At 73.0% G+C, this 13792-nt stretch carries 11 protein-coding genes; 2 read left to right on the forward strand and 9 right to left on the reverse strand.

What is annotated here, in order from left to right; translation table 11 throughout:
* Positions 1-28: 28 nt before the first annotated feature.
* The 4 genes from AC07FT_RS26455 to AC07FT_RS26470 all read right to left on the reverse strand — a co-directional run bounded on the left by AC07FT_RS26455 (position 29) and on the right by AC07FT_RS26470 (position 3918).
* On the reverse strand, positions 29-697 hold the full coding sequence (locus tag AC07FT_RS26455) for a response regulator (protein WP_479178351.1): 669 nt from the start codon (positions 695-697) through the stop codon (positions 29-31).
* Complete coding sequence (locus tag AC07FT_RS26460; protein WP_479178352.1) at positions 687-3068, reverse strand: sensor histidine kinase; 2382 nt, start codon at positions 3066-3068, stop codon at positions 687-689. The genes AC07FT_RS26455 and AC07FT_RS26460 overlap by 11 nt, the downstream gene beginning before the upstream one ends.
* 1 nt (position 3069) lies before the next feature.
* Complete coding sequence (locus AC07FT_RS26465; protein WP_471201994.1) at positions 3070-3354, reverse strand: hypothetical protein; 285 nt, start codon at positions 3352-3354, stop codon at positions 3070-3072.
* 141 nt (positions 3355-3495) lie between these two features.
* Entirely contained in the window at positions 3496-3918 is a 423-nt protein-coding gene (locus AC07FT_RS26470; protein ID WP_479178373.1) for a hypothetical protein, read from the reverse strand.
* Between the two features lie 229 nt (positions 3919-4147).
* Between AC07FT_RS26470 and AC07FT_RS26475 the strand changes: the two genes are divergently transcribed.
* Positions 4148-5182 carry an LLM class flavin-dependent oxidoreductase gene (locus AC07FT_RS26475; RefSeq protein ID WP_479178353.1) on the forward strand — a complete coding sequence of 345 codons (1035 nt, stop codon included), beginning with the start codon at positions 4148-4150 and terminating at the stop codon, positions 5180-5182.
* On the opposite strand, the gene AC07FT_RS26480 is transcribed toward AC07FT_RS26475, so the two are convergent.
* The 4 genes from AC07FT_RS26480 to AC07FT_RS26495 form a co-directional block, all read right to left on the reverse strand.
* Positions 5179-6600, reverse strand: a complete 1422-nt coding sequence (locus AC07FT_RS26480) for a sugar porter family MFS transporter (RefSeq protein WP_479178354.1) — start codon at positions 6598-6600, stop codon at positions 5179-5181. The genes AC07FT_RS26475 and AC07FT_RS26480 overlap by 4 nt on opposite strands.
* Positions 6601-6817: 217 nt before the next feature.
* Positions 6818-10891, reverse strand: a complete 4074-nt coding sequence (locus tag AC07FT_RS26485; protein WP_479178355.1) for an AAA family ATPase — start codon at positions 10889-10891, stop codon at positions 6818-6820.
* 239 nt (positions 10892-11130) lie between these two features.
* Positions 11131-11334: a hypothetical protein gene (locus AC07FT_RS26490; protein ID WP_479178356.1), complete on the reverse strand. Its 204-nt coding sequence runs from the start codon at positions 11332-11334 to the stop codon at positions 11131-11133.
* Positions 11335-11703: 369 nt separating this feature from the next.
* On the reverse strand, positions 11704-11985 hold the full coding sequence (locus AC07FT_RS26495) for an acylphosphatase (RefSeq protein WP_254745197.1): 282 nt from the start codon (positions 11983-11985) through the stop codon (positions 11704-11706).
* 269 nt (positions 11986-12254) lie between these two features.
* Here AC07FT_RS26495 and AC07FT_RS26500 point away from each other — a divergent pair, with 269 nt between their 5' ends.
* The gene (locus AC07FT_RS26500) at positions 12255-13097 is read left to right on the forward strand and encodes a CAP domain-containing protein (protein WP_479178357.1); all 843 of its coding nucleotides are present in this window, start codon (positions 12255-12257) and stop codon (positions 13095-13097) included.
* Between the two features lie 98 nt (positions 13098-13195).
* Here AC07FT_RS26500 and AC07FT_RS26505 read toward each other — a convergent pair whose 3' ends face one another.
* Complete coding sequence (locus tag AC07FT_RS26505) at positions 13196-13783, reverse strand: flavodoxin family protein (protein ID WP_479178358.1); 588 nt, start codon at positions 13781-13783, stop codon at positions 13196-13198.
* Between the last annotated feature and the right edge of the window lie 9 nt (positions 13784-13792).

The following is a 13792-nucleotide window of genomic DNA, read 5'->3' on the forward strand; positions in this document are numbered from 1 at the left end:
ACCCAGTATCAGCCACGAGCCCGGGAAGTCATTCGCCCCCGAGCCCGGCTTCCCGCGCACGGACGATCGCCTGCGCACGATCACGCACCTGGAGCTTGGCGAAGATGGACCCGACGTGATTGCGCACGGTCTTGTCGGTGACCACCAGCCGCTGGGCGATCTGGCGGTAGCCGAGCCCGCGCGCCAGCAGGTCCAGCACCTCGCGCTCACGTGCGGTGAGGGTGGGGAACGCCTCCTTCGCGGACGCCGACGCGGAGGCGCCCAGCAGCGCCCCGAGCCGCTCGGCCATCCGCGGGCTGAACACCGCGCCGCCGCGGGCCACGGTGTGCAGCGCCCTGAGGATCTCGTCACGTCCCGCGCCCTTGAGCAGATATCCCCGGGCCCCGGCGCGCACGGCGGCCAGCAGGCTGTCGTCGTCCTCGGACATCGTCATGACCATCACCCGCGCCTCGGGACGCCCGCACAGGATCCGGCGCGTGGCTTCCAGCCCGGACCGCCCCGGCAGCCCGAGGTCCATCACCACCAGATCGGGTCCGGTGCGCACGGCCTCGGCGACGGCCTCGTCCGCGCAGGCGGCCTGTCCGACGACGCGGAACGCCTCATCGAGGTTGACGGCCGCCGCCAGCCCCTCGCGGAACAGCGGATGGTCGTCCACCAGGAGAACCCGCCACTGCGGCCCCTCCGTCTCATCGGTCACCGTCCCGGCGTCCTCTCTCCACGTGGTGCGGACTCATGGGCTCCCACGGATGCCCGCCCGGGCGCTCTGTGTCGTCCGCCGCGGGTGCCCGTCGCGATGGGGTGTCCGCCGGTGTCGTCGGCGCGCGCCGCGGCGCGTCCACCGCGGCGCGCTCCCCCGCAGCCGTCGAAGCGCCGGGCGCCCTGGGCGACGCGGGCGCCGGAGCCGGAGCCGGTCGCGGTGGCTCCGGCGGGAGCGGAGGCGGAGGCAGGGGCGGGGGCGGGACTGGCCTCAGCGCGGCGCAGGTCTCATGGCCCGTGGCGTTCCCGCGGTGCGCCTCGGGGTTGCCGTGTTCCCCGGGACCGGCCAGCGGGAGCACCGCGTGCACCACCGTGCCCGTGGCCGAGCCGGTGACCGTGCAGGAGCCGCCGATCTCCTCGGCGCGTTCGGTCACGGAGGCCAGGCCGATGCCGGGGACCGCGGTCTCCCGCAGACCGCTGCCGTCGTCGGTGACCTTGACCTGGAGGGTGTCCGGGCCCGCGGTCAGTTCGACGTGCACCTGGCGTGCCCGGGCGTGCCGTACCGCGTTGGTGAGCGATTCGGCGGCGATGCGGTAGGCGGCCGTCTCGACGCCGGGCGACAGCGGCGGCAGGGCGAGTGGGCGGCTGGCCACGCCGACCCGCAGCCCGTCGACGCCCAGCCGGTGCCCCAGGTCCCGTACCGCACCGGCCAGTCCGCGGTCGGCCAGCGCGGCGGGCGCGAGACCGGAGGTGATCCGGCGTACCTCGACCAGCGCCTCGGCGAGGGTTTCGGCGGCCTCACGCAGCTGCGCCCGGGCGGGGTGGCCGGGGGCGCAGGAGGTCTGGGCGATGTCCAGACGCAGCCGTACGGCGGCCAGTTGGGGGCCGAGGCCGTCGTGGATCTCACGGCGCAGCCGCCGGCGTTCCTGTTCGCGGGCGAGCACCAGCCGTTCCCGGGCCGCCTGGGCCTCCTCGGCCAGCCCCAGCGCGGCGAGCGCGGGGGCGGCCTGGTCGGCGAGGAGGGAGAGCAGCCCGCTGTCGCGCTCGGCGGGGGTGCCGGACGCGTCGCGGGAGACGTCGAGACGACCGACGGGACGGCCGTGGTGGCGCAGTACGAACGTCTGGACCGGGCCGGTGAGCGGTGCTCCGGCGGCGGCCAGCCGCCGTGGCCCGGCGCGGGTGTCGACGCTGACGGCGGCGCCGGAGACACCGAGGTCCTCCACCGCGCTGCGGCAGATCTGCTGGGGCACCTCGCCCGGGTGCGGCGCCTGCTGGAGGCGTACGGCCAGGGCGCTGACGGCTTCGTGCGGGCGGGCGCGCGGCCCGTAGAAGGCGCGTTCGACGCGGAGGGTGAGCCATCGGGCGCCGGGCCGCAGGGCCCAGCCCAGCAGCAGGGCGCCGCCCGCGGTGAGGGTGGTGGCGCCGCTGCGGACGGAGGGGATCCCGGCCTGGACGGCGACGACGGCACAGACCACCACGGCGGCCAGGGAGGTCAGGACGAAAGCGCGGGCGAGCCGGTGGCTGGTGGAGCGGTCCAGCCGCCATATCCCGGTGCGGGCGACGCCCAGGCAGATGGCCGCGGCCCAGACCGCGCTGCCCAGGGTGCGGGCGACGATGGTCGGCACGCCCTCGCCCCATTCGGTGAGCAGGAGGGAGACACAGGCGGGGTAGGCGGCGGCGAGCAGCGCCCAGTCACGGCGTTCGGCACCGTGGGAGACGGTGGCGTGCCAGCACAGGGCGGCGGTCACGGCGAAGGCCACGGTGCGCAGCACCCAGGGTTCGGCCTCGGCGTAGGTGCCCAGGTGCTCGAAGGCCCACTGTCCGCAGCCGGTGCCGAAGGCGGGGTTGGGGACGGTGCCCACCAGAGGTTCGCTGATGACCCACAGCACCGCGTAGCCCAGCCAGTAGGCGGAGGCGCCGACGCTCATGGCCCACCACTGCCATCTTCGCCGGGCGCCGCGCGGGAACAGCCACAGCGGCAGCAGCAGGACGGTCAGCGGACGGCAGGCCATCTTGGCCGCGGCCAGCAGCAGTGACACCACGGCACCGGTGGTGCCGAGGTCGGCGATGCCCAGCAGCTGGGCCACGGCGGACGGCAGCAGCCACAGCGCCCCGGCCACCAGCAGCACACTGCCGTAGCGCCGGGCGGACCGCTCGGCGAGCAGCAGCACCCCGACGCCGAGCACCGGGATACCGACGGCGACCCGGGTCAGGACGGCGGCGCCGCGCGGCCGCGGGTAGGTCAGCGAGAGCCACTGGTCGTTGACGCGCAGCAGTCCGGCGAGCCAGCCCGCCGCCACCACCACGAACAGCGCCGACACCCCGCCCGCGGCCTGGACCGCCCGGTCCTTGGGCAGTGCGGCACGCCTCATGTCAGCGCGCGGGCGCGTGGTGCGCGCCCGCGCGGGACCGGCCGCCCCTGACCCACAGCGTGACGTAGGCGTCACCGCGTCCGGGGCGGCACTTGTACTCATCCCACCGGTGTTTGCGGATCCCTTCCTTGCCCGCGCGCTGGCACGCCCCGCTGGTGTCGAAGTGCCCCTCCTCGCGCCAGGAGGTGCTCCCGGAGGCAGTGGCCGGGAATGCGGCGGCGTTCCACAGGACGGCTCCTGCGAGCAGGCCGAGCGCGATGGTCGCGCGGGTCGGGAAAGGGCGCATGGTCGGTCTCCTTGTTCTCGCCCCCGAGCACTACCCGCCGTCACGGCGCTGAAGTGCGAGGACGCCCCAGCCCACCCGAACCGGTGACCTCCTAGTACCCGCGTTCCGTTCGGAGCGTGGGGAGTTGGGGGCGGGCGGGGCTCACCAGACGAACATCAGGACGGTGACGGCGATGTCCTCCGCCTCCGCGTAGCACAGGCCGATCCGCATCAGATGGAGCATGATCGGCTGGGCGGCCCAGTTCTCCGGCGCGTCGAGGAAGTTGGCGAGCCGGTGGGCGTACCGGCGGACCATGGCCGTCTCCCGGGCGGTGAGCCGGGTGAGGAGTTTGGCCAGCAGCGCGCCGCCGTGGCGCAGCGCGATCACCACCAGCCGCCGGCGGACCAGCCGGGCGACGGCGGGGTCGGGGTCCCCGGGCGAGCAGAGGAAGGCACGAGCGGCATCGAGTTCGGCCGCGAGGGCCGCGCCGTGCTCCGGGCCGCGGGGGCCGTCGAGCCGGACCCGGGCGACAAGATCGTCGATATCGGATCCGGTGATGAGGTGTGGCTCCCCCGTGCTGATCATCACGCGCCGCTCCTTGGTGTGGGGATGTGCGGCCCGCGGAGCGGGCCGTGTCCCACGATGGGCCGCCCCGCGTCCCAGGCGCATGAGTCATCCGCCCCGGTCCGCCCGTGTGCCGGGGAGGGCGCGGGCGGGTCCCTCCACCCGCCGCACACCGATGGATATTTGACGGATCGTCAGTTACCGTCGCACTCCCCCGGGGGGCCCGCCCAGGACGAAGGGGAGTTCCGCCATGCCCGTCACGGTCGTACGGCTGAATCTCGTCGATCCCGCCGCCGCCCCCGGCTCCCTGTCCGCCCGCTACCGCGCCGCCGTGGAGATGGCGGCCTACGCGGACGAACGGGGCGTCGACACCGTCCAGACCGAGGAGCACCACGGCTCCGCCGACGGCTGGCTGCCCGCACCGCTGGTGTTCGCGGGCGCGGTGCTGGGCGCCACTCGCCGGATCACGGTGACGGTCTCCGCGCTGATCACCCCGCTGTACGACCCGCTGCGGCTGGCCGAGGACATCGCGGTGCTGGACCTGGTGAGCGGTGGCCGGCTGGTGACGGTGGCGGGGATCGGCTACCGCCCGGAGGAGTACGCGGCACACGGCCGGGACTGGGCGGGGCGCGGGGCGCTCCAGGACGAGGCGCTGGAGACGCTGCTCGCGGCGTGGACGGGCGAACCGTTCCGCCACCGCGGCCGTACGGTGCGGGTGACCCCGCGCCCCGCCACCCGGCCGCATCCGCCGCTGCTGGTGGGCGGCAGTTCCCGGCCCGCGGCGCGCCGGGCGGCCCGGCTGGGGCTGCCGTTCTTCCCCAGCGCCCATCTGCCGGAGCTGGAGGAGTACTACCACGCCCGGCGGGCGGAGTACGGCACCGACGGCTGGTGCCTGATGCCACCGGAGTCCACACCGCTGCTGCACGTGGCGGAGGATCCGGACCGGGTCTGGGCGGAGTACGGCCACCATCTGCTGCACGAGGCGCGGACGTACGCCTCCTGGCAGCCGGAGGGGGTGCGGTCGGCGGTGCGCTCCCGGGCCGCGGACGCCGCGGCCCTGCGCGCGGAGGGGGTCTACCGCGTCCTGACGCCCCGGGAGTGCCTGGCGTACGCGGCGGAGGACGGCGGCCGGACGAGTCTGGTGCTGCATCCGCTGTGCGGCGGGATGCCGGTGGAGGAGGGCCGACGTTCGCTGCGGCTGTTCGCGGAACGAGTACTGCCCCGCCTCGAGGACTCGGGGCGGGGCAGCTCTCCTGTGCGAGGAGCGGGCGGCGGGGGGATTTAGCCCATCTCCTCCAACGCCTTGCCCTTGGTCTCCGGCACCCACTTGAGGATGAACGGGATCGAGAGCAGGGCGAAGGCCGTGTAGATGATGTACGTCGCGGACAGGTTCCAGTCCGACAGGCTCGGGAAGCTGGCCGTGATGGCCCAGTTGGCGATCCACTGGGCGGAGGCGGCGACACCGAGCGCCGCGGCGCGGATCTTGTTCGGGAACATCTCGCCGAGCAGGACCCAGACCACCACACCCCACGAGAGGGCGAAGAAGAGCACGAACGCGTGGGCGGCGACCAGGGCCACCACACCCTCGGTGTGCGGCAGCTTGCCGTCCACCAGGCTCGCGGAGAAGGCCCAGGCGACCAGGCCGAGCGAGACCGCCATGCCGACCGAGCCGATGAGCGCCAGCGGCTTGCGGCCGATCCGGTCGACGAAGATCATCGCGATCACGGTGCCGAGGATGTTGATGATCGACGTGGTGAAGGAGTAGAAGAACGAGCTGCTCGGGTCGACGCCGACGGACTGCCACAGCGTCGAGGAGTAGTAGAACGCCACGTTGATGCCGACGAGCTGCTGGAACACCGACAGGCCGACACCGATCCACACCACCGGCAGCAGACCGAAGCGGCCGCCCATCAGGTCCTTGAAGGTCGACTTGTGCTCACTGCGCATCGCCCGGTCGATCTCGTCGACCCGGACGTCCAGGTCGACGGTCTTGCCCTCGACCTCCCGCAGGACCTCCTTCGCGCGGTCGAGACGGCCGACGGAGATCAGGAAGCGGGGCGACTCGGGGATCGCGAAGGACAGCAGACCGTAGAGGACGGCCGGGACGACCATGACGCCGAGCATCCACTGCCACGCCTCGAGACCGGCGATGGTGCCGCGCTGGTCACCGTCGGCGAGGTTGAGGATGCCCCAGTTGACGAGCTGGGACAGGGCGATGCCGATGACGATCGCGGCCTGCTGGAAGGAGGCGAGACGGCCGCGGTACGCGGGCGGGGCGACCTCGGCGATGTAGGCCGGGCCGATCACGGAGGCCATACCGATGCCGATACCGCCGAGCACCCGCCACATGGCGAGGTCCCACAGCGAGAACGGCAGGGCGGAGCCGACCGCGCTGACGGTGAAGAGCGCGGCGGCGATCTGCATGACGCGGATGCGGCCGATGCGGTCGGCTATCCGGCCGGCGGTGGCCGCGCCGATCGCCGAACCGATCAGGGCGATGGCGACGACCTGGGCCAGGGCCGCGGAACCGATGTCGTACTTGCCGCGGATGGCTTCGACCGCTCCGTTGATCACCGAGCTGTCGTAGCCGAAGAGGAAGCCGCCCATCGCGGCGGCGGCGGTGATGAAGATGACGTGGCCGAGGTGGTCCGGCTGGGCCTTACGGCCCTCGGATCCCTTCTGGGCCTGCGCGGTGGTGGTCAACGTGAACTCCTGTGGCCCGCCCGGCAACGCTGCCGGACGTCGGGGCTGGCTGGCTCTTCCAGCGGAGGCGAGCCGAGCGGTCGGCCACCACTTGAAGGTAAAAGCAACGTTGCAGAGACTATTCCTTCAAGTTTCGAAGTCAATAGGGTGTGGCAAAGAAATTCGCCGCACGTGGTGACAGGCTCCCTGGAGCACTTGACTTCAAGTGTTGAAGTGGTCACCGCAGGCGCTGGCTGATGACCTTCGATACACCGTCGCCCTGCATGGAGACGCCGTAGAGGGCGTCGGCGACTTCCATCGTCCGCTTCTGGTGCGTGATCACGATCAACTGGGAGGACTCCTGGAGTTCCTCCATGATCCGGATCAGCCGCTGGAGATTGGTGTCGTCCAGCGCCGCCTCGACCTCGTCCATCACATAGAACGGGCTCGGCCGCGCCTTGAAGATCGATACCAGCAGCGCCACCGCGGTCAGCGACCGCTCACCTCCGGACAGCAGCGACAGCCGCTTGACCTTCTTGCCCGGGGGTCTGGCCTCCACATCCACCCCGGTGGTCAGCATGTTCTCGGGGTCGGTCAGGATCAGCCGCCCCTCCCCGCCGGGGAACAACCGGGAGAAGACGCCCTCGAACTCCCGGGCGGTGTCCCGGTACGCCTCGGTGAAGACCTGCTCGACCCGCTCGTCGACCTCCCTGACCACCTGAAGCAGATCGGCCCGGGTCTTCTTCAGGTCCTCGAGCTGCTCACTGAGGAACTGGTGCCGCTCCTCCAGCGCCGCGAACTCCTCCAGCGCCAGCGGATTGATCTTGCCGAGCTGCTGGTACGCGCGCTCCGCCGCCTTCAGCCGCTTCTCCTGCTGCGCCCGGACGTACCGCACGGGCTGGTTGCGGGGGTGCTCACCCGCGGCGGAGCCGCTATCGGAAGCGGTCTCCGGCGGCTCCTCCCCTTCCGCAGGAAGGGACGGCGGCACCAGCTGGTCCGGGCCGTACTCGGCGATCAGCCCGGCCGGTTCGACGCCCAGCTCCTCCAGCGCCTTGGCCTCCAGCTGCTCGATCCGCAGCCGCTTCTCCGCGCCCAGCACCTCGCCCCGGTGCACCGAATCGGTCAGCTTGTCCAGCTCGCCCTTGAGGTCACGGCCCTGGTTGCGCTCGGCGACCAGCTCCCGTTCACGCTCGGCCTTGGCGCGCTCCGCCGCGTCCCGCTCCTCCCCGGCCCGCACCAGCGACACCTCGACATGGGCCAGCAGCTGACGGGCGCCCGCCGCCACGGCCGAGGCCACCTCCGCCTCCCGGCGCAGCCGGGCGCGCCGCTGCTCGGCGCGCGCCCGTGCCTCGCGCTCGGCGCGCGCACCCCGGTCCAGCGCGTCCGCCCGCCCCGCGAGCCCCTTGACACGCTCCTCATGGGTACGGACCTGGAGCCGCGCCTCCATCTCGGTCTGCCGGGCGTTCGCCCCGTCCGCCGCGAGGCGGTCCCGTACCGAGGTGTCCGGCTCCTCCTCGCCGGGTTGCTCCTCGGCCACCGCGAGCCGCTCGGCGAGCTCCTCGGCCTCCTCGACCGCACGCTCCAGCGCCTCCTCGGCGCGGGCGGCCGCCGCGGTCGTGCGCTCGGCCTCCCCGGCCGCTCCGCGCGCCTGTCCACCCAGCCGTCCGAGGGACTGCGCGACCTGCGACTTCTCCCGGTCGGCCGCACTGCGCCGGGCCGCCAGTTCCTCGACGAGGGCCGCACACGCGGTACGCCGCTCCGCCGCGGCGCGCTGCGCCCCGGCCAGTTCCTCGCACCGTACGGCCAGCTCCGCCAGGTCCGCCGCGGCCTCGTCGACGGATGCCTGCACCTCCAGCAGGCTGGGCGCCCCGGCGGACCCTCCCTGGGCGAAGTGGGCCCCGAGCAGATCGCCCTCGGCGGTCACCGCCGTCATCTCCGGCGACCGCCCCACCAGGTGCTCGGCGTCCTCCAGCGTGGGCACCACGACCATGCCGTCGAGCAGCCGCCGCAGCGCCGGCAGCAGCTCCTCGGGACCGCCCACCAGATCGACCACCCTCTGTGGACCCCCGGAACCGTCCGGCCCGGTCCGCGCCCCGGGCACGTTGATGTCTTCTCCGGCACCGCCGCCGTGCGCGGCGGGATGCGGTACCCGGACGACCTCGTCCGGCCCTCCGCCGTTCCCGGACCGCGTCCCGGGAACGACGGGCGCGCCGGAGCTCGACCCGCCCGGCCCCCGGCCGGGGGCCGGGGCTTCGCCGGAGGCCGCGGGACCCCGTGCGGCGGAGCCGGCGGGTGACGGCCCGGGGGCGGTACCGGCCGCGCCGGGATCGCCGGCCCCCGGCCCTCCCTGATCGGCGCCGGTGGCCCCGTGGACGGACGGTCCCCGGGCCGAACCGGCCGCGGGGTACGACACCGCCCCTGCGGAGCCGGAGGCGGACGGCCCCTGCGGGGCCGGGACCGCCGGATGGCCGGGCGCGGCTGCGTCCGGGGCGGAGGTGGTGCCGGGCCCGGTCGCCCCGTGGGTACTGGCATCCGCCGTCGCGGAGACGCCGTGGGACTCCCGGGCGGCGGCCAGCGGGGCCGGGGCGGCCGGGGGCATGCCCAGGAGGAGGGCGGCGCGGCCCGCGTCCCGGGCGCGCAGCAGCCGCAGCGCGTCCGCCGCCGCGGTGGGGTCGGTGACGGCGAGGGCGTCGGCGGCGGCGCCCAGGGCCGCGGCGACCGGGACCTCGAAGCCCGGGGTGACGGTGAGCAGTTCGGCGGCGGGGCCGAGGAGGCCGGTGAGCCGGTCGGAGGCGGCCAGCAGCGCGCCGGTGCCGTCCTTCCGGCGCAGTCCGAGTGCGAGTGCGTCATGCCGGGCCGCGGTGGCCGCCCGCTCGCGCTCGGCGGCGGTGACGGCCTCACGGGCGGTGCTCAGGGCCGCTTCCGCCCCGGCCAGCTCCCGTTTGGCCGTCTCATGGCGCTCCGCCAGTTCCGCGTCACCCGCGTCGAGTCCGTCCACTTCGGCCCGGAGCTGCTCGTACTCCTCCTGTGCGGCGACGGCCCGGGCCTGGGCCTCGTCCCGGGCGGTGGCCAGCCGTTCGATCTCGGCACGGGCGGAACCGGCGCGGCCGCGGGCGGCGTTCACCTGGCCCTGGAGCCGGGCGAGCCCTTCACGGCGGTCGGCGATGGCACGGGCCACGTCCTTGAGCCGGCGCTCCTCCTGGGCGAGGGCGCGCTCCAGCTCGGCCCGGTGGGAGACGGTGTCCTCCAGGGCCCGGCTGGCCGCCTCCAGGGCCGCTTCGAGCTCGGCCTCCTGCTCCCGGATCCGGGCTGCCTCGCGCTCCATGTCCTCCGGGTCACGGCCGCGCCGCTCCTCGGCCGGGGCGGAGGTCGCGCTGGTGACCCGGGCGTCCGCGAGACTGATGGTGCCGCGCACCCGTTCGGCCAGCTGGGAGAGCTCGTACCAGGTCGCCTGCGCGTCGCGCAGCCGCGGCGCGAGCTGCCGGACCTGCTCCTCGAGTGCCGCCTCACGCGCCTGTGCGGCCCGCAACTCGGTCTCGGCGGCCTCCTTGCGCTCCTTGAGCGCCGCCTCGTCGGCGACCTCGGCCCGCAGCGCTTCGCGCAGGGACACCAGGTCATCGGCGAGCAGCCGAAGCCGGGCGTCGCGCAGATCGGCCTGGATGACGGCGGCCCGCCGGGCGACGGCGGCCTGACGGCCGAGCGGTTTGAGCTGGCGCCGCAGTTCGTCGGTGAGGTCCTGGACACGGGCGAGGTTGGCCTGCATCGCGTCCAGCTTCCGCAGCGCCTTCTCCTTGCGCTTGCGGTGCTTGAGGACGCCCGCGGCCTCCTCGATGAAGGCGCGGCGGCCGGTGGGGTCGGCGTGCAGAACGCCGTCGAGCTGGCCCTGGCCGACGATGACGTGCATCTCACGGCCGATACCGGAGTCGGACAGCAGGTCCTGGATGTCCAGCAGCCGGCAGGTGTCGCCGTTGATCTGGTACTCGCTGCCGCCGTTGCGGAACATGATCCGCGTGATCGTCACTTCGGCGTAGTCGATGGGGAGCGCGCCGTCGGCGTTGTCGATGGTGAGGGAGACCTCGGCACGGCCCAGCGGCGGGCGGCCGGTGGTCCCGGCGAAGATGACGTCCTCCATCTTGCCGCCGCGCAGGGATTTCGCGCCCTGTTCACCCATGACCCAGGAAAGGGCGTCCACGACATTGGACTTGCCCGAACCATTGGGGCCGACGACGCAGGTGATACCCGGCTCGAACCGGAGTGTCGTGGCGGAGGCGAAGGATTTGAAGCCTCGGAGGGTCAGGCTCTTCAGGTGCACGCCGTTGGACTCTACCCGCCGCCTTCCGCCCGGCACCGTCCCCGGCACGGGGCGGCGCGGGCGCGTCCGGGCTTTTTCCGGGTTTCAGGAAAGATCGGTTTCACCGATGAGAGGGAGGGGCACATCAGTCGGTAAGGAAAACCCGAAAGAACGCGGGGGACACGACGAAGGGACGCCGAGGCGTCCCTTGAAGATTCTCAAGCGGCTGACGATGCAGCCCGACCGGCCCTGGGGCTGGGTCAGGCGAGCGCAGGCTCCGCCTGGGATACGTCGATGCTTTCGAGCAGCGAGTCGTGTCGAGCGGCGGCCGACAGGGCGTCGTTCTCGGCCTGAATCCGAATGATCTCGGATTCAAGATCCTGAACGCGCTGCTGAAGCCGTCGCATCTCGGCGAGGACTCGGGGGTCGGAGCCGCCGACGTAACCGAGAAGCGCCTTTGCCATGATGGATGGTCCTCCACAATGAGTGACCGACCGAAGCGGTGTGGGTCGTGAGGGATCGCACCCGCGATGTCTGCCCGTACTACCGTGCTGCCTGGCGGACAAGTTAAGGTGCGCGGGGACTTCCAGCGTCTCACCAATTGGTTTGAGGGTCAACACGATCACACGTCGCCCAGGCCGCGGGGGACGAGAGCACACCGGCGGAACAGAATGCCGCCCTCTCCAGAAGAGCCCCGCGGTGACGAAGATCTTCCGTGACTCCGCAGCCTTCCACGGAGCGGCGCCGTTGGCAACCATCAGCCGATTTCTGCTCACAGGCGGCGAGGACGGCACGGCCGGAGCGGCCTTCGGAGGATCATTCCGGTGGGTCCGTCAGCGGATCTCGAAGGTCTCGTAGCCGCCTCGCGGTGTGTCCCAGATCTCTGTCACACCGTCGACCCGGCCGGGCGTGTCGCCGTCCCGCAGCCAGTCGAGCAACTGTTCGCACTCCGGTCGCGGGCCCTCGGCGACGACCTGAACCCGGCCGTCGGAGAGGTTGGAGGCGAAGCCGACGAGGCCCCCGATACGCAGTGCGTTGGCCCGGGTGTACCAGCGGAACCCCACCCCCTGGACCTGGCCGCGGACCCACACGGTGAGACGGACTCTTTCGTTCATGCGTGCACGCTAACCGTCCAATTAGCCGGTCAGCACGCCAGACAGGGGCCTCATGGCGTACAGTCCGGCGTCAACAAGGCTCACCCACACGAGTGGTTCATGAGTCGCCCACACGAGTGACACAATTCCCATCGAGCACATAAGGAAGGCAGGAGATGGGCCGCCATCGACGATCTGCCCCCGGTCCCGCGGTAGTTCCCCCGCGCGCCGGACGCCACCGGGGGGCGCACCGCAGCGCCTTCGCACCGGTGCGGACCGGACTGTTGGGCATGTCCGCCGCCGTCGCCGTGGGCGCGGTGGCGATGGCCTCCGGCCTGCTTCCCGGCGGCGGTCACCAGGTCGGCGGAGGCAATGATCCCGCCGGTCAGGTCCAGGCGGGAGGCCCGGTCGACTCCGGCCTGGGGCCCCAGGGCACCCAGTCGCCGTCCCCCTCGCTGCCGGGTCAGGCCCCGGCCGGAGGGGGCGACAGCGGTGCCGGGGCACCGTCCAGCGGCCCGTCGAAGCCCTCGCAGCCGTCCAAGCCCTCCACCCCGTCCACTTCGCCGTCCGACCGGCCGGGCTCGCCCGGCTCCTCGGACCGCGGCGGGGACGAGGACCGCGGCCGCGGCGGCAGCGACAAGGGCAGTGGCAGCGGCAAGGGCTCCTCGGACAAGGAGCGGGACACCCGCCCGCCGGCCAAGCCCGCCGATCCGCCGACCGCGGCCGAGGACCCGGACGACGAGCGCGGCGGCCGGGAGGCCGCGGTCGAGAAGCAGGTGCTCAAGCTGGTCAACAAGGAGCGGGGGAAGGTCGGCTGCTCACCGGTGACCGCCGATCCCAAACTCTCCCAGCTGGCCGACGACTTCAGCGACGACATGGCGCTGCGCGACTTCTTCGACCACGTCAACCCGGACGGCGAGAGCCCCTGGGAGCGTGCCGAGCGGGCGGGCATCATCGACCTGGGCGGCGAGAACATCGCCCGCGGCCAGTCGACCGCACAGGAGGTGATGGACACGTGGATGGACAGCTCCAGCCACCGCGCCAACATCCTCAACTGCGACTACACGACCATGGGCGTCGGCGCGCACTTCGACGGCGACGGCCCCTGGTGGACCCAGGACTTCGGCTACTGAGGCCGTAAGGGTCCATCCGGATCCACGCTCACGACCCGGCGGCCCGGGGCGCGTCCACTGCGCCCCGGGCCGCCGTCTCGCCGTACCCCGCCGCCGGATCAGGCCGCGACGGGCCGGCCCGTCGCGAAGCTGCGCGCGGTCTCGGTGACCCGGCGCCCGAGGTGTGCCGCGGTCTCCACATCCGCCTTGTGCACTCCCTCCACGCCCTGGTCGGCGTTGGACTGGGCCGCGGCGCCGAGCGAGAAACCGAGCCGGTTGAGGTCGTTCTCGGACGCGGTACTGGCGTTCCACCCCGGCTGGAGCCCCAGGTTCACCCAGTGCATGCCCAGCTGCGCGGCGAGCACGGTGAAGAACTGGAGGGTGTGCAGCTTGTCCCCGCTCTTGGAGGCGGAGTTGGTGAACCCGGCGGCCAGCTTGTCCTTCCACGCCTGACTGAAGAAGCGCGACGAGGTGGACTCGGCGAAGACGTGGAAGGCGCCGGACGCGGTGCCCATATAGGTGGGCGAGCCGAAGATGATCGCGTCCGAGGCGTCCAGCAGCTCCCAGTCCTGGTCGGTGATGGTGTCGACCTTGATCAGGTGAACGGTGGCCCCGGCGGAGGCCGCGCCCTCGCGGACGGCCTCGGCGAGGACGGCGGTGTGGCCGAAGCCGGAGTGGTAGGCGATGGAGACAACAGGGGTGGTCACGGTGGCGCG

This window comes from Streptomyces sp. NPDC045899 (genome assembly GCF_056431485.1).

What these genes read in the sequence shown, in the direction of transcription:
- AC07FT_RS26460 (WP_479178352.1), bottom strand. Translation starts at nt 3,068, where the DNA reads ATGAGGCGTGCCGCACTGCCCAAGGACCGGGCGGTCCAGGCCGCGGGC.
- AC07FT_RS26470 (WP_479178373.1), bottom strand. Translation starts at nt 3,918, where the DNA reads ATGATCAGCACGGGGGAGCCACACCTCATCACCGGATCCGATATCGAC.
- AC07FT_RS26500 (WP_479178357.1), top strand. Translation starts at nt 12,255, where the DNA reads ATGTCCGCCGCCGTCGCCGTGGGCGCGGTGGCGATGGCCTCCGGCCTG.
- AC07FT_RS26495 (WP_254745197.1), bottom strand. Translation starts at nt 11,985, where the DNA reads ATGAACGAAAGAGTCCGTCTCACCGTGTGGGTCCGCGGCCAGGTCCAG.
- AC07FT_RS26490 (WP_479178356.1), bottom strand. Translation starts at nt 11,334, where the DNA reads ATGGCAAAGGCGCTTCTCGGTTACGTCGGCGGCTCCGACCCCCGAGTC.
- AC07FT_RS26465 (WP_471201994.1), bottom strand. Translation starts at nt 3,354, where the DNA reads ATGCGCCCTTTCCCGACCCGCGCGACCATCGCGCTCGGCCTGCTCGCA.
- AC07FT_RS26475 (WP_479178353.1), top strand. Translation starts at nt 4,148, where the DNA reads ATGCCCGTCACGGTCGTACGGCTGAATCTCGTCGATCCCGCCGCCGCC.